The sequence below is a fragment of the Pseudomonas sp. genome (assembly GCF_049653025.1).
Lineage (GTDB): Bacteria > Pseudomonadota > Gammaproteobacteria > Pseudomonadales > Pseudomonadaceae > Aquipseudomonas.
This window is the reverse complement of record NZ_JBASFM010000023.1, coordinates 133,949-154,825: the sequence shown is the minus strand read 5'-3', so window position 1 is coordinate 154,825 and position 20,877 is coordinate 133,949. Positions and strand designations below refer to the sequence as shown.

The 20,877-nt window shown below is 62.8% G+C and carries 17 protein-coding genes; 6 read left to right on the top strand and 11 right to left on the bottom strand.

Going from position 1 to position 20,877, the window contains the following annotated elements:
• Positions 1 to 1,315, bottom strand: a 1,315-nt coding sequence (locus WBK23_RS18940; RefSeq protein ID WP_424485470.1) for a retention module-containing protein, incomplete at its 3' end; no start/stop codon positions are given.
• 312 nt (positions 1,316 to 1,627) lie between these two features.
• Here WBK23_RS18940 and WBK23_RS18935 point away from each other — a divergent pair.
• Genes WBK23_RS18935 through WBK23_RS18925 form a run of 3 tightly spaced genes read left to right on the top strand, consistent with a single transcriptional unit; the run spans position 1,628 to position 6,527 of the window.
• Positions 1,628 to 2,971, top strand: a complete 1,344-nt coding sequence (locus WBK23_RS18935) for a TolC family outer membrane protein (protein WP_424485469.1) — start codon at positions 1,628 to 1,630, stop codon at positions 2,969 to 2,971.
• 33 nt (positions 2,972 to 3,004) lie between these two features.
• Entirely contained in the window at positions 3,005 to 5,161 is a 2,157-nt protein-coding gene (locus WBK23_RS18930; protein ID WP_424485468.1) for a type I secretion system permease/ATPase, read from the top strand.
• A gap of 31 nt (positions 5,162 to 5,192) precedes the next feature.
• The gene (locus WBK23_RS18925) at positions 5,193 to 6,527 is read left to right on the top strand and encodes an HlyD family type I secretion periplasmic adaptor subunit (RefSeq protein ID WP_424485481.1); all 1,335 of its coding nucleotides are present in this window, start codon (positions 5,193 to 5,195) and stop codon (positions 6,525 to 6,527) included.
• Between the two features lie 60 nt (positions 6,528 to 6,587).
• Here WBK23_RS18925 and mmsB read toward each other — a convergent pair whose 3' ends face one another.
• The 5 genes from mmsB to WBK23_RS18900 form a co-directional block, all read right to left on the bottom strand.
• On the bottom strand, positions 6,588 to 7,550 hold the full coding sequence (mmsB, locus tag WBK23_RS18920) for a 3-hydroxyisobutyrate dehydrogenase (RefSeq protein ID WP_424485480.1): 963 nt from the start codon (positions 7,548 to 7,550) through the stop codon (positions 6,588 to 6,590).
• Complete coding sequence (locus WBK23_RS18915) at positions 7,531 to 8,634, bottom strand: enoyl-CoA hydratase/isomerase family protein (protein WP_424485467.1); 1,104 nt, start codon at positions 8,632 to 8,634, stop codon at positions 7,531 to 7,533. The genes mmsB and WBK23_RS18915 overlap by 20 nt, the downstream gene beginning before the upstream one ends.
• Before the next feature lie 61 nt (positions 8,635 to 8,695).
• Positions 8,696 to 9,514 (bottom strand): enoyl-CoA hydratase, encoded by an 819-nt coding sequence (locus WBK23_RS18910; protein WP_424485466.1) that lies wholly within the window; start codon positions 9,512 to 9,514, stop codon positions 8,696 to 8,698.
• Positions 9,515 to 9,568: 54 nt separating this feature from the next.
• Complete coding sequence (locus tag WBK23_RS18905) at positions 9,569 to 10,735, bottom strand: isobutyryl-CoA dehydrogenase (protein ID WP_424485465.1); 1,167 nt, start codon at positions 10,733 to 10,735, stop codon at positions 9,569 to 9,571.
• 73 nt (positions 10,736 to 10,808) lie between these two features.
• The gene (locus tag WBK23_RS18900; protein WP_424485464.1) at positions 10,809 to 12,302 is read right to left on the bottom strand and encodes a CoA-acylating methylmalonate-semialdehyde dehydrogenase; all 1,494 of its coding nucleotides are present in this window, start codon (positions 12,300 to 12,302) and stop codon (positions 10,809 to 10,811) included.
• A 125-nt stretch (positions 12,303 to 12,427) separates the two neighbouring features.
• Here WBK23_RS18900 and WBK23_RS18895 point away from each other — a divergent pair, with 125 nt between their 5' ends.
• The 3 genes from WBK23_RS18895 to ung all read left to right on the top strand — a co-directional run bounded on the left by WBK23_RS18895 (position 12,428) and on the right by ung (position 15,368).
• Positions 12,428 to 13,309 (top strand): AraC family ligand binding domain-containing protein, encoded by an 882-nt coding sequence (locus WBK23_RS18895; RefSeq protein ID WP_424485463.1) that lies wholly within the window; start codon positions 12,428 to 12,430, stop codon positions 13,307 to 13,309.
• 211 nt (positions 13,310 to 13,520) lie between these two features.
• On the top strand, positions 13,521 to 14,423 hold the full coding sequence (locus tag WBK23_RS18890) for a hypothetical protein (RefSeq protein ID WP_424485462.1): 903 nt from the start codon (positions 13,521 to 13,523) through the stop codon (positions 14,421 to 14,423).
• A gap of 252 nt (positions 14,424 to 14,675) precedes the next feature.
• Positions 14,676 to 15,368 carry a uracil-DNA glycosylase gene (gene ung / locus WBK23_RS18885; protein ID WP_424485461.1) on the top strand — a complete coding sequence of 231 codons (693 nt, stop codon included), beginning with the start codon at positions 14,676 to 14,678 and terminating at the stop codon, positions 15,366 to 15,368.
• A gap of 65 nt (positions 15,369 to 15,433) precedes the next feature.
• On the opposite strand, the gene WBK23_RS18880 is transcribed toward ung, so the two are convergent.
• From WBK23_RS18880 to WBK23_RS18860, 5 genes are all read right to left on the bottom strand, one after another.
• Entirely contained in the window at positions 15,434 to 16,465 is a 1,032-nt protein-coding gene (locus WBK23_RS18880) for an AbrB family transcriptional regulator (RefSeq protein ID WP_424485460.1), read from the bottom strand.
• Entirely contained in the window at positions 16,458 to 17,966 is a 1,509-nt protein-coding gene (locus tag WBK23_RS18875) for a tripartite tricarboxylate transporter permease (RefSeq protein ID WP_424485459.1), read from the bottom strand. The genes WBK23_RS18880 and WBK23_RS18875 overlap by 8 nt, the downstream gene beginning before the upstream one ends.
• 2 nt (positions 17,967 to 17,968) lie before the next feature.
• Positions 17,969 to 18,412 (bottom strand): tripartite tricarboxylate transporter TctB family protein, encoded by a 444-nt coding sequence (locus tag WBK23_RS18870; protein WP_424485458.1) that lies wholly within the window; start codon positions 18,410 to 18,412, stop codon positions 17,969 to 17,971.
• A 136-nt stretch (positions 18,413 to 18,548) separates the two neighbouring features.
• Complete coding sequence (locus WBK23_RS18865; RefSeq protein WP_424485457.1) at positions 18,549 to 19,526, bottom strand: Bug family tripartite tricarboxylate transporter substrate binding protein; 978 nt, start codon at positions 19,524 to 19,526, stop codon at positions 18,549 to 18,551.
• A 29-nt stretch (positions 19,527 to 19,555) separates the two neighbouring features.
• Positions 19,556 to 20,821, bottom strand: coding sequence for an OprD family porin (locus tag WBK23_RS18860; protein WP_424485456.1), 1,266 nt, complete (start codon positions 20,819 to 20,821; stop codon positions 19,556 to 19,558).
• Positions 20,822 to 20,877 lie beyond the last annotated feature (56 nt).

Below are 20,877 nucleotides of genomic sequence, written 5' to 3'. Positions count from 1 at the left end.
CGCTGCCGGCCGCCGAGGTGTTGTTGGCCTGGTCGGTGACGGTGGCGGTGGCGCTGACGGTCTGGCCATCGGCCGGACGGGCGACAGTAAAGGTCACGCCATTGGTGATCTGCGTCTGGGTCAGGATGATCGGAGCCTGGGCCACGCCGTTAAGGCTGACGTTCAGGGTGTCGCCGACGGCAGCCCCGGCGGGCAGCGCGACGCTGACGGTGACGGTGGTGGCCGCACCCAGTTCAGCGTTGCTGAGGGTGCCGTCATCGTTGGCATCGGTGCTGATGGTCACGGTCGGAGCAGCGGCCTGGGTGTCGAGGGTAAAGGTCAGGCTGGACGGTGCCGAGGTGTTGCCGGCGACGTCGGTCTGACGTACTTGAATGGTGTTGCTGCCTTCCACTGCAACCGGTGCAGTAGTGCTCCAGGTGGTGCCGTCGGTGCTGTATTCGACAGTGGCACCCGGCTCAGTGCCACTGACGCTGTAGGTACCATCGTTGCTGATCAGATCACCGACCACACCGCTGTCGGTGGTGAGGGTGAGGGTCGGCGCTGCGACCTGGGTGTCAAGGGTAAAGGTCAGCGATGTTGAGGGTGATGTGTTGCCAGCAGTATCTGTTTGGCGAACCGAGACGGTGTTGTTGCCTTCGTTTGGTGTGAATGTATTGCTCCACGTCGCTCCGCCATCGGTGCTGAATTCAACCACTGCACCAGGCTCGACTCCACCAATTATCAGCGTGCCGTCATTGCTGATGAGGTCATTGGCACTGGTACCGCTGTCGTTAGTCAGGTTTACGCTGGGTGCGGTAGGTACGGTTGTATCCAGGTTGGCGTTTGCGGCAGTTGTTTGGTCTGTTTGTTCACTCGTACCGAACAACTCATTCTGCCCTGCACCACCCTGGCCCAACACCTGAGTTTCGAAGCCCACTGTGGCTTCAAGCTGTTGGCCGGTTTCGCCGAGCATCACGAAGCTGTGGCCGCCACCTGCGCCGCCGCCACTGCCGCCGCCAGCGCCGGCTGCGGTGGCTTCGAGGTCGGTGGTGGGGTCGAAGCCGGCGGCCAGGGCTTGTTCCAGATTGGCATCCGGCGCTGCTGCGCTTTCTTCGGCTTGCTCTCGGCCAGCAGGGGCTTGCCAGTTGCTGCTTTGCGCGACATTGACCAGTTCACCGCTGGCCAGTTGCAAGGTCACTTCACCGCCCAGACCGGTCAAGACCTGCTCACCCATCAGCAACCGCTCGCCTTCAAATATCTGCCGCTTGAGGCCGTCGAGAGAAACGGCAAACACTTGTCCTACAAGGCTTTTGACGGTGGCGATGATATTGCTCATAGATGAAGCTCCATGGGTGGGCGTGCGGTGAAATTCGGTGAACAGCTAACTAGGTGGTGACAATGTTTTGACTTATTCGTGCGTCATGTTTTTGGCTTATTACTTTATGGAATTAGCTATATGCCAAACTATTGACCGACTGCTCGCGATATTAAACAATGCCGCGCCTGATGTCACTTTGATATTGGTTAAAAATTCTGTGATGCGCGTCACGCTCCGCGGGCTGTTTATGTATCCTGCCGGCCGTTGCGTCAAACGCGTGACGCTTCGCGGTTCAAGTCGCTCGCCCTGCCTGATAAGGAATTTCATTTAATGCGTTTTCTTGCACTCGTCCCCCTTGCTTTGGCGGTATCTCTGGCCGCTCATGGTCAGACGCTCAATGAAGCCATGCAAAGTGCCCTAGAGGTACATCCGGAAGTCCAGGCGGGGATCAATGCGCGCTTGTCTGTTGAAGAACAGATGAAAGCAGCCAAGGGTGGCTACTTGCCGCAGGTTGATGTGCTGGCCGGCTATGGTCGTGAAGGCACTGACAGCCCGGGCACGCGCGGCACCAGCCATAACACCGAAACCCTGACCCGCGGCGAGTCGAGCCTGCGCGTGCAGCAGATGGTCTTCGACGGTTTTGCCACCAGCAGTGAAGTGGGTCGTCAGCGCGCCACGGTCAATGCCCGTGCCTATGAATTGCTGGGCACCTCGGAGCGTACCGGCCTGAACGTGGCGCAGGTTTACCTGGATGTGCTGTCGCGCCGCGAACTGGTGCGTCTGGCCGAGGAAAACCTGGCCAGCCACGAGCGGATCTACGACCAGATCAGCCTGCGCAGCCAGAGTGGCGTTGGCCGCTCGGCTGACCTCGATCAGGCCGAAGCGCGCCTGGCCCAGGCCCGCAACAATCTGATCACCGAGCAAACCAACCTGGCCGATGCCCAAGTCAACTATTACAGCGTGGTCGGCACGGATCCCAGCGAGCTGACTCAGCCGTCCAGTCTGGCTGCTCAACTGCCGGAAAGCCTGCCGGCGGCGCGCCAGGAAATGCTTGCCAACAACCCGTTCCTGAGCTCGGCCGAGTCCGATGTGCAGGCCAGCGAGCAGCAGTACGAAGCCGCCAAGTCGTCGTTCTACCCGCGCCTCGATGCCGAGCTGTCGCGTGGCATGGATAACAACGTGGATGGCGTCAGCGGTCACAGCAATGAGTGGCAGGCCATGCTGCGCATGCGCTACAACCTGTTCGCCGGTGGCAGCAACAAGGCTGATTTGCAGTCCAAGTCGCACCAGATCAACCAGGCCATGGATGTTCGCAACAACGCTCTGCGTGTCTTGAATGAAGACCTCGGCCTGGCCTGGAATGCCTTGCAGAACGCCCGCCAGCAATTGCCGATTGCCCAGCAATACGTCGACTACAGCAGCCGCGTGCGTGAGTCCTACCAGAAGCAGTTCAGCCTGGGCGACCGTACTCTGCTGGATTTGCTCGACAGTGAAAACGAACTGTTCACCGCCTCGCGTCGCCTTGAAGAAGTGCGTTTCACCGAGGTGTTTACTCAATACCGGATCAAGGCCACCATGGGCTCCCTGCTCAAGAGCCAGGGTGTGGTTGCGCCGATGGCCGCTGCGCCGTTGGATGAAGTGAAGGCCCAGGTAAACTTGCCCGGCCTGAATTGAGCACTGAGCCCCGTCGTTGATGAGTAAAACCCAGTGGCAGTAGACCCCAGCCCGTTAGAAAGCCGTAGCGATCCGCGTGATCGCTACGACGACCCTCTGCTCGATAGCCTGTTGGCGTTGTGCGGCCTGCACCAGAAGTCGGTCAGTCGTGCCATGTTGACGGCGGGGCTGCCACTGCCCGAGCAGCGCCTGAGTGCCGACTTGCTGCCGCGTGCGGCGGCGCGTGCCGGTTTGCAAGGGCGCTGGTTGCGCCGCAGCCTGGAGAAAATCCCAGCGCTGGCAATGCCGGCTCTGCTGCTGTTGCATGACGGCCGCAGCGCCTTGCTGCTGGGCTGGGACGATCGCGGTTACGCGCGCATCATGCCGAGCGAAAGCGAAGGCGGGGAGATGCGGGTCAGCGTCGAGGTATTGGCTGAGGATTACAGCGGTCAGGTGTTCTTCGCCCAGCCGTTGCACAAATTCGATTTCAACCGTGGCGAGCTGATTCCGCGCGCCACCTCCTGGTTTCGCGACACCCTCAAGCGTTCGCGCTGGCTGTATATCGATGCCATCGCGGCGAGTTTCCTGATCAACCTGATCGGCCTGGGCACGCCGCTGTTCGTGATGAACGTCTACGACCGCGTGGTGCCGAACCAGGCCGAAGCCACCCTGTGGGTGATGGCGATTGGCATCACCGGGGTGTTTTTCTTCGACCTGCTGTTGAAGACCCTGCGTGGCCTGTGCCTGGATCTGGCCGGCAAGAAGACTGACCTGATCATCTCCGCCACGCTGTTCGAACGCATCGCCGGCATGGCCATGAAGTTCCGCCCGGCGCGGGTCGGCAGCTTCGCGCAGAACATTCACGAGTTTCAGAACCTGCGTGATTTCCTCGCCTCGCTGACCTTGGCCAGCGTGATCGACCTGCCGTTCACCGTGCTGATTCTGGCGGTGATCGCGATGATCGGCGGGCACCTGGTGTGGATCCCGATTCTCGCTTTTCCGCTGGTGGCCTTGATCGGCTGGGCCTTGCAGCGCCCGCTGGCCGAGACCATGCAGCGCACCATGGCCCTGGCCGGCGAGCGCCAGTCGAGCCTGATCGAGAGCCTGGCCGGGCTGGATGCGGTCAAGGTCAACAACGCCGAGAGCGAGCGCCAGTACCTGTGGGAACAGACCATCGGCACCCTCAGCCGCCTGGAACTGCGCGCGCGCATGCTCTCCAGCCTGGCGATGAACGCGACCATGCTGTTGCAGCAATTGGCGGGCGTGGTGGTGATCGTGCTCGGCGTGTACCAGATCATCGATGGCAACCTGAGCATGGGCGGGCTGATTGCCTGCTATATGCTCAGCAGCCGCGCGCTGGGGCCGCTGACCCAGATATCCGGCCTGTTGACCCGTTACCAGCAGGCGCGGGTGACCCTCGATTCGGTCAACCAGATGATGGAACTGCCGCAGGAGCGGCATGCCGATGAGCGTCCGCTCAAGCGTCAGTCGCTGCAGGGCGCGATCGAATTCCGCCAGCTGGATTTCCACTACCCGGATCAGCAGCAGGCGGCCTTGCAGGGCGTCAGCCTGGTGGTCAGGCCCGGTGAGAAAATCGGCATCATCGGCCGCAGTGGCTCCGGCAAGAGCTCGCTGGCCAAGCTGATCGTCGGCCTGTATCAGCCCGACGCCGGCAGCCTGCTGGTCGATGGCATCGATGTGCGTCAGCTGGATGTCAGCGATCTGCGCCATAACATCGGCTATGTGCCGCAGGACATTCAGCTGTTCAGCGGCACCCTGCGCGACAACCTGGTGTCCGGCGCGCGTTATGTCGAGGACGAGCTGGTGTTGCAGGCTGCCGAACTGGCCGGCGTGCACGAGTTCGTTCGCCTGCATCCGAAAGGCTATGAACTGCAGGTTGGTGAGCGCGGGCAGAACCTCTCCGGCGGCCAGCGGCAGAACGTCGCCCTGGCCCGTGCGCTGCTGCTCGATCCGCCGATCCTGCTGCTGGATGAACCGACCAGCGCCATGGATAACACCGGTGAAGAGCGCCTCAAGCAGCGCTTGTCGGCGGTGATCGGCACCAAGACCCTGCTGCTGGTGACGCACCGCGCCTCGATGCTCAGCCTGGTGGACCGGCTGATCATCGTCGACCGCGGGCAGATCATCGCCGACGGGCCAAAAGGTAGCGTGATGGAAGCGCTGAAGAAGGGGCAGATCAGTGTCAGCTAAAGCGCCTGAGAAGAAGAGCCTGCGTCAGGCCATGGCCGCCTATTTTGGCAGTCAGGATGGCATGGGTGATGAACCGCTGCCCGAAGTCAGCAAGGCGCTGATCGAGGATGCGCCGCGAGTGGTGCGCCTGACCATCTGGGGGCTGATCGCCTTTGTGCTGTTCTGCCTGCTGTGGGCCAACTTCGCCGTGGTCGACGAAGTCACTCGTGGCGATGGCAAGGCGATTCCGTCTTCGCGGTTGCAGAAAATCCAGAACCTGGAAGGTGGCATCGTCGCCGAGCTGTTCGTGCGTGAGGGGCAGATCGTCGAGGTAGGCGACCCCTTGTTGCGCCTGGACGACACCCGCTTCGCCTCCAACGTCGGCGAAACCGAAGCCGATCGCCTGGCCTTGCTGCTGCGCGTGGAGCGCCTCAGCGCCGAGGTGCAGGCCCGTGAGCTGGTGGTGACCGATGAGGTGCGCGAGAAAGCACCGGGTCAGGCGGATAACGAGATTCAGCTGTTCAACAGCCGCAAGCAGCAGTTGCTCGATGAAGTGGCGGGCCTGGAGGAGCAGTTGATCCAGCGTCAGCAGGAGCTGCGCGAGTTTGCCTCCAAGCAGGGCCAGTTCCGCAACAGCCTCAGCCTGCTGCGCCAGGAAATCCAGATGTCCGAGCCGCTGGTGGCCGAGGGCGCGATTTCCCAGGTGGAAGTGCTGCGCCTCAAGCGCGCTGAAGTGGAAGCCCGTGGCCAGCTGGAGGCCACTACTCTGGCGATACCGCGCGCCGAGTCGGCGATCAAGGAAGTCGAACGCAAGATCGATGAAACCCGTGGGCGCTTTCGCAGCGAGGCGTTGACCGAGCTCAACGAGGCACGCACCGAATTGAGCAAGATCCAGTCGACCGGCAAGGCGCTGGAAGACCGGGTCAACCGCACCCTGGTTACCTCGCCAGTGCGCGGCATCGTCAAGCAGCTGCTGGTCACTACCATCGGCGGGGTGATTCAGCCGGGCAGCGATCTGGTGGAGATCGTGCCGCTGGGCGAGAACCTACTGGTCGAGGCGCGCATCCGTCCGCAGGACATTGCCTTCCTCCATCCGGGGCAGGAGGCCATGGTCAAGTTCACCGCCTATGACTACACCATCTATGGTGGGCTCAAGGCCGAGCTGGAGCAGATCGGCGCGGATACCGTCACCGATGATGAGGGCAACAGCTTCTACGTGATCAAACTGCGCACCAACAAGAGCCACCTCGGCACCGCGGAGAATCCGCTGCTGATCATCCCCGGCATGGTCGCTTCGGTGGATATCATCACCGGCAAGAAGAGCATCCTCAGCTACTTGCTCAAGCCGATTATCCGCGCTCGTTCCGAGGCGCTGCGCGAGCGCTAGATCGCGGGTGTTGCCCACAAAAAAGCCGCAGCGAGCTGCGGCTTTTTGCTGTCTGCGGGATTACTCGACAAACAATTGCTGCACCACCGAGAAGTCCTGTTTGCCCTTGCCCTGTTTGAGCAGCAGGCGATACAGCTGCAACGCCAGCGCGCCCATCGGTGTGCTGCTGCCGCTGGCCTGGGCGGCTTCCTGGGCCAGGCCGAGGTCCTTGGCCATCAGCTCGGCCATAAAACCGCCGCTGTAGCCTTTGGACGCCGGGGCGTTTTCCATGACGCCGGGCCAGGGGTTGTACTTCTCCAGGGTCCAGTTGCCGCCCGAACTCTGCCGCATGATTTCAGCGAGTACCGCTGGCTCCAGGCCGTTGGCCACGCCCATGGCCATGGCCTCGGCGGTGGCGATCATCTGCACCGCCAGCACCTGGTTGTTGCACACCTTGGCCACCTGGCCGGCACCGTCGGGGCCGGCGTGGAAGATGTTCTTGCCCATGGCGGCGAAGATCGCGCGGGCTTTTTCCAGGGTGCTGGCCGCGCCGCCGATCATAAAGGTCAGGGTGCCCGCTGCCGCGCCCGCAGTGCCGCCGGACACCGGGGCGTCGAGCAGTTCGATGCCGCGCTCGCGAGCGGCTTGATGCACCTTGCGCGCGGATTCCGGGGCGATGGTCGAGCATTCCAGCACCAGGCAGCCGGGCTTGAGCGCGGCCAGCAGGCCGCTATCACCCAGGTACAGGCCTTCGACATGGCGGCTGGCGGGCAGCATGCTGATGACCACGTCGGCATCTTGCACTGCATCCAGCGCGCTGCTGGCCGCATGCGCGCCGTCCTTGGCCAGGTCCTCGACGGCCGCTTGCAGCAGGTCGAAGACCCGCAGGCTGAAACCGGCCTTGAGCAGGTTGCGCGCCATGGGCAGGCCCATGTGGCCGAGGCCGATAAAGGCAATCTGGTTCATTGTTGTTCTCCTTGCCTGAGTTGATTGTGCCTGTGCGCGGTGCCTACACCGATGTGCCTTACAAGTCCGCCAACGGATGAGCGCCGTCCCAGGCCGGGGCGAAGTGCGCGGCGATCACCTCATCCGGGATGCTCGCCACATCCGGCCAATGCCAGCGTGGCACGTGGTCCTTGTCGATCAGCCGCGAGCGCACGCCTTCGGGGAATTCCGGATGGCGGCAGCAGTTCAGGCTGATGGCGTATTCCATGCGGAATACCTCGGCCAGCGACAGCTGCTTGGCGCGTTTGATCTGCTCCCACACCAGGTGCCCGGTCAGCGGGCAGCCGCCGGCCAGGGTCTTGGCGGCGCGGGCCAGCAGCAGGTCGCTGTCGCCTTGCAGGGCGCTGATGGCACGCCAGGCGTGGGGCAGGTCGGCGCTGTCGAGCAGTTCGTCGATACGCGCACGGCGCGGCAGCCACTGGGCTTCCGGTAGTTCGCCGAGGGCCTGGTTTTCCAGGGCTTTGAGCAGGCTGTGCAGTTGCTGCGGGCTCTGGTCTTGCCAATTGAGCTGGGCCAGGCCATTGAGCAGGTCGTCCTGCTGGCTGTCGAGCAGCACGCGGTCGGCCAGGTCCAGATCCAGCGCGTCGCGGGCGTTGATGCTGCTGGCGGTCAGGCCGAGGAACAGGCCGAGCTTGCCCGGCAGGCGGGCGAGGAACCAGCTGCCGCCGACATCCGGGTACAGACCGATATTCACTTCCGGCATGCCCAGGCGGCTGCCTGGGGTGACGATGCGAATACCTGCGCCCTGCATCAGGCCCATGCCGCCGCCCAGCACATGGCCGTGGGCCCAGCAGATAAAGGGTTTCGGGTAGGTGTGGATGCGGTGGTCGAGGCGGTATTCGTCAGCAAAGAAGCGTCGCGCCAGGGGCGGGATTTCGCCCGGGTGCTCGCGGCACTGATGCACCAGCTGCACCACGTCGCCGCCGGCGCAGAACGCCTTGGGGCCGTTGCCGCGCAGCATCACGCAGGCGATGCTCGGGTCGTCCGCCCAGGCCTTGAGCTTGGCATCCAGCGCTTCGATCATCGGCAGCGACAGGGCGTTCAGGCTCTTCTCGGCATCCAGGCTGGCGATGCCGATGCGCATGCCGTGTTGGGCTGGGCGTTCTTCGAATTGCACGTTCATTAGGTTGTCCGTCGTCGTGTGCATGCTTGGTGGATGTACAAGGCGTCATCCACCCTACGAATTATTTATTGCGCCACTGCGGGTCGCGTTTTTCCAGGAAGGCATTCACCCCTTCGCGGGTGTCGTCGGCGTCGAACAGGTCGACAAAGCGCTCGCGTTCCTCCGGCAGCCAGGTGTTCGGGCTGCGTTCGCGCGCACCCTGGATCAGCGGTTTGATGGTGCGCACAGCCACCGGGCTCTGCCGCGCGACTTTGGCCGCCAGTAGCAGGGCATGGCCGCGGGCTTCGCCGCTGTCGACCACCTGCTCGACCAGGCCGATGCGCAACGCGGTGTCCGCATCGATGCGCTCGCCGCACAGAATCATCCGCTTGGCCCAGCCTTCACCGACCAGCCAGGCCAGGTTCTGCGTGCCGCCGGCGCAGGGCAGCAGGCCCACCGTGGCTTCTGGCAGGGCCAGTTGCGCCTGGCGCTCGGCGATGCGGATATCGCAGGCCAGCGCACATTCCAGGCCGCCGCCCATGGCGTAGCCGTTGATCGCGGCAATCGATACGCCGCGGAAATCGCGCAGTGCCTCGAAGGCCTCGCCGAAGCGTCGCGCCATTTCGCGGGCGCGGGCCTTGTCACCATCGGCAAACAGCTTGAGGTCGGCACCGGCGCTGAAGAACTTGCCACCCTGGCCGGTGATCACCAGGGCGTAGATGTCATCGTCGTGGTTGAGGTGCTCGATCAGCTGCTTGAGGCCGATCAGCGAGTCGCGGTCCCAGGTATTGGCCGGCGGCTGGTTGATGGTGATCAGCGCGGTATGCCCGTGCTTTTCCACGGTGAGCTTGTGGGTCAGGTCAAACACGCCGGGGTTGTAGGGTTCGATGGCGTTGCTCATAAGCGTCCTCATCTTGGTCATACAGGGCGGATTGCACCCGCCCTGGGCAAAGGATTACAGCAGGCGATCGAGCATGCCGCCTTGATCGAGCAGGCGGCGGGCGATGATCACCCGCATGATCTCGTTGGTGCCTTCGAGAATCTGATGCACGCGGCTGTCGCGCACCCAGCGCTCCAGCGGGTAGTCGTTCAGATAGCCGTAACCGCCGTGCAGTTGCAGCGCCTCGTTGCACAGGGTGAAGCAGTGATCGGTGGCAAACCGCTTGGCCATGGCGCAATACAGGCTGGCCTCGCTGTGGCCGTGGTCCAGCTTGTGCGCGGCCAGGCGCACCATCTGCCGGCTGGCGGTCAGATCGGTGAGCATATCGGCGAGCTTGAATTGCAGGGACTGGAAGTCGCTCAACGGCTTGCCGAACTGCTTGCGCTCCTCGACGTAGCGCAGCGATTGCTCCAGCGCCGCCTGCGCCGCGCCCAGCGAGCAGCTGGCGATATTGATGCGCCCGCCGTCCAGGCCCTTCATCGCGTAGACGAAACCCTGGCCCTCCGGGCCGATGCGGTTGCCGGCGGGGATACGCACGCCTTCGAAGCTGATGGAGCGGGTCGGCTGGGCGCGCCAGCCCATCTTCAATTCATTGCGGCCGTACTGCACGCCAGGAGCGTCGGCCGGCACCAGGAAGCAGGAAATGCCCTTGGCCCCACTGTCCTCGCCGGTGCGCGCCATTACGATCAGCACATCGGTGCTGCCCGCGCCGGAGATAAAGCACTTGCTGCCGTCCAGCACGTAGTCGTCGCCATCGCGCTTGGCGCGGGTGCGCAGGTGCGCGGCGTCGGAGCCGGCATCCGGTTCGGTCAGGCAGTAGGAGGCCAGCAGTTCACCGCTGACCAGGCGCGGCAGCCAGGCATCCTTCAGCGCCTGATCGGCGAAGGAGGCAAGCATCCAGCTGGCCATATTGTGGATGGTGAGAAACGCCGTGGTGGCGATGCAGCCGGCCGACAGTTGTTCGAAGATCAACGAGGCGGACAGTCGTGACAGGCCGAGGCCGCCGTCTTCTTCCTTTATATACAGCGCTAGGTAGCCCTGCTCGGCGGCGCGCTTGATCACGTCCACCGGGAAGTGGTGGTCGCGGTCCCAGTCGGCGGCATGCGGCGCGAGCTCCTTGGCGGAAAAGGCGCGGGCGCTGTCGACCAGCAGGCGTTGTTCTTCGCTGAGTTCAAAATCCATGGGTGATCCTTAGCGGGATGGGTAATCCCCAGCAGTTAAGGCCAGGCCGACTCGTGATCAGCCTGACATACAGTTATTTAAGTTGGATGGTCATGTTCGGCCCGGCCACGGCGGCGTCATCGAACCAGCGGCTGGTGACCGTCTTGGTTTCGGTAAAGAAGCGCACGCCCTGTTTGCCGTAGGCGTGCAGGTCACCGTAGAACGAACCCTTCCAGCCGGTAAAGGAGAAGAACGGCAGCGGCACCGGCACCGGTACGTTGATGCCGACCTGACCGACTTCCACCGCGTGCTGATAATGCCGCGCCGCGCCGCCGGAGCGGGTGAAGATCGAGGTGCCGTTGCCGTAGGGGCTGGCGTTGACCAGTTCAATGGCTTCTTCCAGGGTGTCGACCTCCATGCACACCAGCACCGGGCCGAAGATCTCTTCGCGGTACAGGCTCATCTTGGCGGTAACGCCGCGGAACAGGGTCGCGCCCAGCCAGTTGCCATTCGGGTAGCCCTCGACCGCGCAGTGCGAGCCGTCCAGCAGGCATTCGGCACCTTCGGCTTTGCCCTCGGCGATCAGCCGTAGCACGCGCTGCTTGGCCTGCTGGCTGATCAGTGGGCCGAAGGCGGCGTGGCCATCGGTCCAGTAGCCGGGTTGCAGGTCGGCCATCTGCGCTTGCAGCTCGTCGATCCACTGCTTCGATTCGCCGACAAATACCGCCACGCTGATCGCCATGCAGCGCTGCCCGGCTGCGCCGCAACTGGCCCCGACCAGGTTACTGAGCACCTGGCCCTTGTGCGCGTCGGGCATGATCACCATATGGTTCTTCGCCCCGGCGAAGGCCTGTACGCGCTTGAGGTGCGCGGTGCCGGTGCGGTAGATGTGCTGGCCAACCGGCACCGAGCCGACGAAGGAGATGGCGCGGATATCCGGATGGGTCAGCAGGCTGTCGACCACTTCACGTGCACCGTGCAGCACCTGCAACACGCCCTTGGGCGCGCCGGCTTCGATAAACAGCTCGGCCAGGCGGTTAGGCGTCAGTGGGTCCTGTTCGGACGGCTTGAGAATAAAGGTGTTGCCAGCGGCGATGGCCAGGGGAAACATCCACAGCGGAATCATCGCCGGGAAGTTGAACGGGGTGACGCCCACGCACACCCCCAGCGGCTGAATCCAGCTGGCGGTGTCGATGTCGCGGGCGACGTTCTCCATGGTTTCGCCCATCATCAGGCTGGCGATATTGCAGGCCTGCTCGACCACCTCGATGCCGCGCCAGACATCACCCTTGGCATCGGCCAGGGTCTTGCCGGTTTCGCCGGCGAGTATCTCGGCCAGCTCGTCGTGGTGTTCCTTGAGCAGATGCTGATAACGCAGCATCACCCGCGCGCGCTCGGATACCGGCACTTCGCGCCAGGTGAGGAAGGCTGCCTTGGCGCTGGCGATCGCCGCCTCGATTTCCTCGGCGGTGGCCTTGGGCGCGAGGGCCAGAACTTCCTGGGTCGCCGGGTCGGTGACTTCGATAAATTCGCGGGTGCGGCTTTCGCGCCATTCACCGTCGATCAACTGCGGGATTGCCTTGGCCATTGTGTTCTCCACGGTCCGATTGTTGTTTTGTCAGTGTTATAGCCGCCCATGCCGGCTTTGTGGATTGACGATCTTGGTCTTGAGATGGACTATCTTGGGATTCGGTCTGTGAGCGGAATACCCCGATGCGTGCTTATGTCGATACCTCCAACTGGCCCTTGCCGGCCAATGGCGTGCGCTTTATCACGCCGCCCCGGCTGCGCCGCCTGCTGGCCAAGAGCCCGCTAGGGCAGGGCTGCTATCCACTGGCGCTGGGTTTTTACCCGGAGGCGCAGGGGCACCGCATGCACCGCCCGCAGCCGGAGGATCACCTGCTGATCTACTGCCGCGCGGGGCAGGGCTGGCTGGAGAGCGGGGATGGACGATTAGCTGTCAGTGGTGGTGATCTGTTAGTGCTGCCAAAAGGCGTCGCCCACACCTATGGCGCGGACGCGCACAAGCCCTGGACGCTGTACTGGGTGCATTTCGACGGCGAGCTGGTGACCGAGTTTCTCCGTCCATTGGGCAAGGGGCCGCTGTGGCGCATCGGCGTGCAGCCACGGCTGCTGGCCGAGTTCGACGGGCTGCTCAACCTGCGCAAGCAGGGGCTCAACCTGGCGCACTTCGTCCATGCCGCGCATCAGTTGCAGGTGCTGCTCACCTCACTAGCCGTGCTGCCGGCGCGCACCACCCTGAAATCCGGGCGGGTGCTGGATGTGGATGCGGTGCAGGCGGTGATGCGCGCCCATCTGCACGATGCGCTGAACCTCGACGAGCTGGCAGCGCAGTTCAAGCTGTCGCGCTTTCACTTCGCCAAAACCTACCGCGCCCTGACCGGGCATGCGCCGATTCAGGACTTTATCCAACTGAAAATGGCCCACGCCTGCCGCCTGCTGGATGAGGGCGAGCAGGGCATCCGCCAGGTGGCCGAGCAGTTGGGTTATGACGATGTGTATTACTTCTCGCGGCTGTTTCGCAAAGTGGTCGGCATGGCGCCGAGTCATTACCGGGCGCTGCATCAGGGGTGAGACGGAAGTTTGCAGGGGCAGGCGGCTGCTTTCGGCCCAAGGCAGCTGCTGGCTGATTCTGCGATTCCGCCTCACGAGCCGAGCTGTAAATCTGAAGAACTCTTCCTTTTAACTACCTGCCCACCACCACAGGGACAGACCGGCAGTGACCCCATTAAAATGCCGATTAATTTGCCTCGAATGGTCGAGGCTCCGACTGTGAGGGATTGCAATGGCTGATTTGTGGGAGCCGGTTAATGGCGTTTATACCGCTACGGTATCGCTGATCCCCTGGGTTGCCAGCCTCCCCAGTGTTGACACTGTTCAATGGGGCAGCGCTCTGATTAGTGCCGGGTTCGGCGCTGGCATTGGTGCATGGATGGCCGCTCGCATCGCCAGGCGCACAAAGCTAAGGGATGAGCTATTGGCTGAGCTTCGCAGTATCGACGTCGCAATAACGCTGTGCGCATCGGTAATAGATGTGGCTGGGGCTCTCAAAAAGCAGCACGTATTGGGACTTCTGAGCAAGTACGAATCAGATTTAGCAAGGTTCGCTCTTTACAAAACAGCCGAAAAGCGAGCGGGTCCTTTCCATTTGATCATCGACAACTTGAGGTTCCAAGCCATAGCACCGCCAATTGTTGAGCTACAGGGCCTCGTTCTTAAGGATATGAGCGTGTCGCCTAATGGGGTGAAGTCAATGATAGCCCTGGCGGACGCCGTCGGAAATCTTAACGGCATGCTTGACACGTATAACGCGCTCTTAGGGATGTTTAGAAACGGTGGCTTGCCGGCAGGTTTTACACCAGAACACTGCTACCTCGCACAGCCAGTTGGAGGTGTTACCAACAATGAATACGGCTCTGCTGTGCGGGGAATAGCAACCTATACCGACGATGTTATCTTCTTCGCTTGTAAGCTCGCCGACTGTGTCACGTCACAAGGGGTTAAAGTCCGTGACCGGTATAAGGAATTGTCTGGAGAGAAGCGACTAATTCGGCGCATAGATCCACTTGAGGAGAATGCAGTTTTGATCCCTCCCGACAGTGCTTATGAAGGATGGATGAGGGGGTGGGAAGAGGATTTTAGTGGGGTGGCTAAGAAACGCTGGTTATGGCATCGCAAGCAGAAGTGACGGCATCTATACCCATCGTCTCCTGGCACGAACTGCATGAATTTTGTGAAGAGGAAACAAGAGGCGACAGATCACAATTTTCAGGAGCATTAATCGTGGTCTGTCCCCTGTTTTCTTCACAAGTCCGGGCAACCCCATTGTTGGGCTTCGCTGCGCTCAACCACAACCTACGCGGGCACGTGCCGCCAGCCTTGACTTGCTCGGGTGCCTTCCTTAGCGTGCCGTCTCCGTTGATACGAGCAGGATTTGGGCATGAGCGCCGCCGATAACGTCAAACTCGAAGCCGGCTGGAAGGCCGCTCTGCAGGATGAGTTCGATAAGCCCTATATGCGCGAGCTGGGGGATTTTCTGCGCAGCGAGAAGGCGGCGGGGAAAGAAATCTATCCGCCCGGTTCGCTGATCTTCAATGCGCTCAATTCCACGCCGTTGGCGCAGACCAAGGTGGTGGTGATTGGCCAAGACCCTTATCACGGTCCGGGTCAGGCCCACGGCCTGTGTTTCTCCGTGCAGCCTGGGGTGAAGACGCCGCCGTCGCTGGTCAATATCTATAAAGAGCTCAAGCGCGACCTGAATATCGACATCCCCAGCCACGGCAACCTGCAGCATTGGGCGGAGCAGGGGGTGTTGCTGCTCAACACCTCGTTGACTGTGGAGCACGGTATTGCCGGCTCTCATGCAAAGATCGGCTGGCAGACCTTTACCGACAGGGTGATCGAGGTGGTCAGCCAGCAGCAGGCGCACCTGGTGTTTCTGCTCTGGGGCGCGCATGCGCAGAGCAAGGAAAAACTGATCGATACCAGCAAGCACCTGGTACTCAAGTCGGTGCATCCTTCGCCGTTGTCGGCGCATCGCGGCTTTATCGGCAATGGCCATTTCGGCCGCACCAACAAGTTTCTCGCGCAGCAGGGCCTGGCGCAGATCGACTGGCGCTTGCCAGTGGTCTAGCGGCTGCGCCAGCGCGCAAAAAAGAGCCCGCACAAGGCGGGCTAAACGTGGTCGTTGCAATGGCATCAGCTGCGTTGCCAGAGCCTGAACAAGGGCTCGGCGAGAAACATCACCAGAAACAGGCGCAGCACCTGCAACGCGGTGACCAGCGCCACCGACAGCTGCAGGGCTTCGGCGGTCAGGCACAGTTCGGTGATGCCGCCGGGCATCATGCCGAGCATCAACGCGTTCTGGCTTTCCCCGCTCAGCCAGCCCAGGCCTTGGCCTAGTCCGGCAGCAGCCAGCATGGCGAGCAGGGTGAACAGCAGGATGCGGGCGAGAAAGCCCGGCGCGCTGCGAAAGAAGCTGCGATCGAAATGACAGCCCAGGGCGCAGCCGATCAGCCACTGGCCGACCTGGCCCAGGCCATCGGGCAGGCCCAGGTGCAGATCGAAGCTGACACTGGCCAGCGCGCAGGCCGTCAGTGGACCGAGCATCCAGGGGTTGGGTTGACCCAAGCGTCCCCACAGCCAGGCCAGCAGCGCGCCAGCCGGTAGCAGCACCGCCAGCCACGGCCAACTGACCGGTGCCGGCACCGGCGGGGCTATCGGCGGTAGGCTCCAGGTGAAGATCGCCGGAATCAGCAGTACCACCAGCAGCAGGCGCAGGCTATGGGCGGCGGCCACCTTGGCAGTTTCGGCGTTGTGCCGCTGGGCGAGGTTGACCATCTCGCTGGCACCGCCCGGCATGCTGGCGAAGAATGCGGTGGCACGATCGAGACCAGCGCGGCGCAAGACGAAAATGCCGATCAGGCTGAGCAGCAGGGTGAGCAGGGCACCCAGCAGAATCACCGTAAAGTGGCCCAGCAACTCGGCGAATACGGCCTGGGTGAAGTGCAGGCCGATGGCGCTGGCCACCAACCATTGACCGGTCTTGCGCCCGCCTGGCATTTCCGTGATCAGCCAGCCGCTGCAGCGGGCGGCGATAACCGCCAGCAGTGAGCCGATGATCCACGGCAACGGCCAGCCGATCAGGCTGGCCAGATAGCCGCCTAACAAGCCGACCAGGGGGGTAGCCCACCAGCTTTGCCAGCCGGTGAGCGCAGACAACTTAGGCATTGGCCAGTTGCGCCGCACGCCGCGAGCGCCACCAGCGCAGACCTGGCATGGCCAGCATCAGCGCGGTGAGTGCCCACAGGCACAGGCTGATCGGGCTGTTCCAGAGGATGCTCAGGTCGCCAGCAGAGATCGACAGGGCACGGCGCAGGTTGTCTTCCATCAGTTCGCCGAGAACGAAGCCAAGGATCAGCGCCGACAGTGGGAAGTCCAGTTTGCGCAGGATATAGCCGAATACGCCGAGGCCGATCATCAGCACCAGGTCGAAGGTGGTGCTGTGCACCGCGTAGACGCCGACCATGCTGATCACGGTGATCGCCGGCACCAGCACCCAGTTGGGTACGCTGAGCATGCGGGCGAACAGGCCGACCAGGGGAATGTTCATCACCAGCAGGATCAGGTTGCCGATGAACAGCGAGGCGATCAGCCCCCAGACCACGTCTGGTTGCTGTTCAAACAACAGTGGGCCAGGGGTGATGTTGTACAGCGTCAGCGCGCCGATCATCACTGCGGTAGTGCCAGAACCCGGTACGCCGAGGGTCAGCATGGGGATTAGCGAGCCGCAGGCCGAGGCGTTGTTGGCCGCTTCCGGTGCCGCCAGGCCGCGCAGGTCGCCGTCGCCAAACGTGCCATTGGCACCGGCCATGCGCTTTTCAGTCATATAGGTCATGGCGCTGGCGATGGTCGCGCCGGCACCTGGCAGCACGCCGATGACGAAGCCGGCCAGGGAGCTGCGCACCATGGTCCAGAACGTGAAGCAGAACTCTTTGAAGTTGAACAGCAGACGGCCGCTGGCCTTCACCGCTTTCTGGCCGTTGTGGGTTTTTTCCAGCATCAGCAGCACTTCACTGACGCTGAAGAAGCCGATCACCACGATGACGAACTGGATACCGTCCGACAGGCTGACGCTGCCGAAGGTGAAGCGATACACGCCGGTGGTCGAGTCCACGCCAACGGTGGCCAGGGCCAGGCCGATCAAGGCGGCCATCAGGGTTTTAACTGGTTTGTCGCCGACCATGCCGCCGAGGCAGGCGATGGCGAAAATCATCAGCGCAAAGTACTCGGCCGGGCCAAAGGCCACCGCCCAGTTGGCCAGGATTGGCGCGAACAGCACCACGCCGCAGGTGGCGATCATGCTGCCGATAAACGAGCTGACGGCCGACAGCGACAGGGCGATCCCGGCCTTGCCCTGGCGGGCGAGTGGGTAACCGTCGAGGGTGGTCATCACCGCCGCCGCGTCACCCGGTACGTTGAGCAGAATCGCCGAGATACGGCCGCCGTATTCACAGCCCAGGTACACGGCGGCGAGCAGGATCAGTGCGGTTTCGGGCGACAGGCCGAGGGCGAAGGCCAGCGGCAGCAGCAGGGCTACGCCATTGATTGGACCCAGGCCCGGCAACAGGCCGACGATGGTGCCGACAAAGGCACCGAACAAGGCTACCAGTAGGTTTTCCGGTCGCGTGGCGACTTCGAAGCCTTGCATCAAGAAATTCAGGGTTTCCATTTTCAGCTCTCCACGAAGGCTTCGAACAGGCCGAGGGGCAGCGGCACATCCAACAGGTAATCAAACAGGCCGTACAGCAGCACCCCCATCAGCACGGCGCTGATGGCGCAGGGCAGCGGGCGACCGGTAAACAACAGGCCAAGGGCAAAGGTGGCCAGCGCGGTGCTGATGACGAAGCCGAGCGCTTCAAACAACAACGCATAGGCCAGCAGCGCCAGTACACACAGCACAGCGCGCACGGCTGCTCGGGTATTCAGCGTCTGCTCCAGCAGGCCGGGCTTGAACACCAGCCACAGGCTGCCAGCGGCCATCAGGCTAAGCAGCAACAGCGGATAGGCGCGTGGCCCGACCGGGTCATAGGCGAAGGGTGCCTGGAAGCCCCAGGCGATGACGGCGAGAACGGCGCAAAACAGCAGCCAGCTCGCGGCGAACAGGCGAACGTACATGGCGGATTACCTAGTCGAGGGTCAGGGAAAGACCGTGGAGCCGTAGGATGGGTTGAGCATCGCGATACCCATCGCGCAGCCCCAATTGATGGGTATCGCTGCGCTCAACCCATCCTACGAATTGCGGCGTGGCCGCTTACTGCACCAGGCCGAACTCGCCAGCCAGCGCCTTGTACTCTTCAACTTGCTTGAAGACCAAGGCTTGCAGCGCGTCACCGGTGACCGCCAGGGGCAGCAGGTCGCGTTGCTCACGCAGCTTGGCGAAGTCATCGCTGGCGAGCAGGGTGTCGAACTGCTGCTTCCACCAGTTGAACTGCTCGTCGCTGACTTCCGGGCCCATATAGAAACCGCGGATCACCGGCCAGACGATGTCATAACCCTGCTCGCGAGCGGTCGGCAGGTCGGCCAGTTTGCCCGGCAGGCGCTCTTCGGAGAGCACGGCGAGGATGCGCACCTTCTTCGCCGCCAGTTGCGGGGTGACTTCGCCCAGGCCGCTGCTGGTCACCTGCACATGGCCGCCGAGCATGGCGGTGAGGGTTTCGCCGCCGCCTTCGAAGGCCACGTAACGCAGGTTTTTCGGGTCGATCCCGGCCAGGCGGGCAATCAGCGCGGTCTGCATCCAGTCCTGGCCGCCGATGGTCGCGCCGGCACCGAAGACGATGCTGGTAGGGTCTTTTTTCAGCGCCTGCACCAGCTGGTCGAGGTTCTGGTAAGGCGAATCGGCGCGCACGGTGATTGCGCCGTAGTCGGTGCCCACCGCCGCCAGCCAGCGCACACCGGTTTCGTCGTAACGGCCGAACTTGCCTTGCGCCAGGTTGAGCAGGGAACCGCTGGAGAATGCGGTGATGGTGCCTGCGTCATCGGCGCGCTGGGCAATCACCGCGTTGTAGGCCACCGCGCCGACGCCGCCGGGCATATAGGTGACGCGCATCGGCGCTTTCAGCAGGCCGTGGTCTTTCAGGCCGCTCTGCGCCAGTTTGCAGGTCAGGTCGAAGCCGCCGCCGGGCTTGGCTGGAGCGATGCATTCCGGGCGCTTGGGTTCGGCGGCCAGCAACTGGCCGGCGAAGGCCAGGCAGGCGCTGGCCAGGGCGATGCGGGTAAAGGCAGTTTTCATGGCGTATTCCTCTGAGCTCTTATTGTTGTTTACCAGATCGGCAGCGTGTAGCCGACGATGACGCGGTTCTCGTCCGCATCGCGGGCGAAGTCGGATTTGAAGCTGGCGTTGCGCAGGCGCACGTAGACATCTTTCAGCGCACCGCTCTGCACCACGTACTTGAGTTCGATGTCGCGCTCCCACTCGCCGCCGGTGTCGTCCGAGCCGGCAATTTGCGCGTCGCTGCCTTTGATATAGCGGGTCATAAAGCTCAGGCCGGGCACCCCGAGCTTGCCGAAGTCGTAGTCGTAGCGGGCCTGCCAGGAGCGTTCGTCAGCGTTGGCGAAGTCGTTGATCTGTACGAAGTTGAGCAGGAACGGGTCGCTGCCATCGACATAGGCGAAGCCGGTGTCGCCGCTCATGTCCTGGTAGGCCAGGCCGACCTTGTGGCCGCTGATGGCGTAGCTGAGCATGCCGTTGAGTGCGCGGTTGTCGACCTTGCCGGCATTCGCTGCGCCACTGTCTGTGCTGACGGAAAGGCGCAGATCGGCGCTCAAGGTGCCGTCGCCTAGCGGCTGGCTGGCGAGCAGGCCGAAGAAGTGCTGGCGGTAGATGTCCTGCAGGTCGGCGTAGTAGTAGCGGCCGGTCAGGCCCTTGGCGAACTGGTAGTCGAAGCCGGCCAGGTCCATGTGCTCGGCCGTGACGCCGCTGCTGAAACGCTTGTTCTTGCTGTTGAGGACCATGTCCTCGGAGTTGGTCGAGGCGCGGTCGATCACTTTGTCCAGGCGGCCGCCGGTAAAGCTCAGGCCGTCGAATTCGCTGGAGGTCAGCAGGCCGCCTTCGAACACCTGCGGCAGCAGGCGGCTGTCGCTGGCCTTGACCACTGGCAGTTCAGGGACATGCGAGCCATAGCGCAGCTCGGTGTTGGAGACCTTGACCTTGGCGGTCAGGCCCAGGCGACCGAACTGATCCGGGGTGCCGCCATCGTCCTGCACCGGTAGCAGGTCGGTGCCGGTACGGCCGCCGCCGGAATCCAGTTTGACCCCAACCAGGCCTAGGGCATCAAGGCCGAAACCGACAGTGCCGTCGGTGTAGCCGGACTGGACGTCGAGCCAGAAGCCTTGGCCCCATTCTTCACGCTTGTTCTGGCCGTCGCCTTCGCGGAAATCACGGTTGAGGTAGATGTTGGTGGTGGTCAGGCTGGCCTTGCTGTCGGCAACAAAGTCGGCGTGGGCCGCGGGGGCGAGCAGGGCCGTGCTGATGGCCAGGCTAAGCAGGTGTACAGGCGAAAGTGCCCGATTTGATGCAGTCGGCATCCTGTGGTCTCCATTGTTATTTTTGTCACGCCTGCGCACCACTGCGTCAGTCGTTC

Excerpts from the sequence above, each read along its gene's own strand:
- WBK23_RS18935 (WP_424485469.1), top strand. The coding sequence starts at position 1,628 with ATGCGTTTTCTTGCACTCGTCCCCCTTGCTTTGGCGGTATCTCTGGCC.
- WBK23_RS18925 (WP_424485481.1), top strand. The coding sequence starts at position 5,193 with ATGGCCGCCTATTTTGGCAGTCAGGATGGCATGGGTGATGAACCGCTG.
- WBK23_RS18915 (WP_424485467.1), bottom strand. The coding sequence starts at position 8,634 with ATGAACGTGCAATTCGAAGAACGCCCAGCCCAACACGGCATGCGCATC.
- WBK23_RS18910 (WP_424485466.1), bottom strand. The coding sequence starts at position 9,514 with ATGAGCAACGCCATCGAACCCTACAACCCCGGCGTGTTTGACCTGACC.
- WBK23_RS18905 (WP_424485465.1), bottom strand. The coding sequence starts at position 10,735 with ATGGATTTTGAACTCAGCGAAGAACAACGCCTGCTGGTCGACAGCGCC.
- WBK23_RS18900 (WP_424485464.1), bottom strand. The coding sequence starts at position 12,302 with ATGGCCAAGGCAATCCCGCAGTTGATCGACGGTGAATGGCGCGAAAGC.
- WBK23_RS18895 (WP_424485463.1), top strand. The coding sequence starts at position 12,428 with ATGCGTGCTTATGTCGATACCTCCAACTGGCCCTTGCCGGCCAATGGC.
- WBK23_RS18890 (WP_424485462.1), top strand. The coding sequence starts at position 13,521 with ATGGCTGATTTGTGGGAGCCGGTTAATGGCGTTTATACCGCTACGGTA.
- ung (WP_424485461.1), top strand. The coding sequence starts at position 14,676 with ATGAGCGCCGCCGATAACGTCAAACTCGAAGCCGGCTGGAAGGCCGCT.
- WBK23_RS18880 (WP_424485460.1), bottom strand. The coding sequence starts at position 16,465 with ATGCCTAAGTTGTCTGCGCTCACCGGCTGGCAAAGCTGGTGGGCTACC.
- WBK23_RS18875 (WP_424485459.1), bottom strand. The coding sequence starts at position 17,966 with ATGGAAACCCTGAATTTCTTGATGCAAGGCTTCGAAGTCGCCACGCGA.
- WBK23_RS18870 (WP_424485458.1), bottom strand. The coding sequence starts at position 18,412 with ATGTACGTTCGCCTGTTCGCCGCGAGCTGGCTGCTGTTTTGCGCCGTT.
- WBK23_RS18865 (WP_424485457.1), bottom strand. The coding sequence starts at position 19,526 with ATGAAAACTGCCTTTACCCGCATCGCCCTGGCCAGCGCCTGCCTGGCC.
- WBK23_RS18860 (WP_424485456.1), bottom strand. The coding sequence starts at position 20,821 with ATGCCGACTGCATCAAATCGGGCACTTTCGCCTGTACACCTGCTTAGC.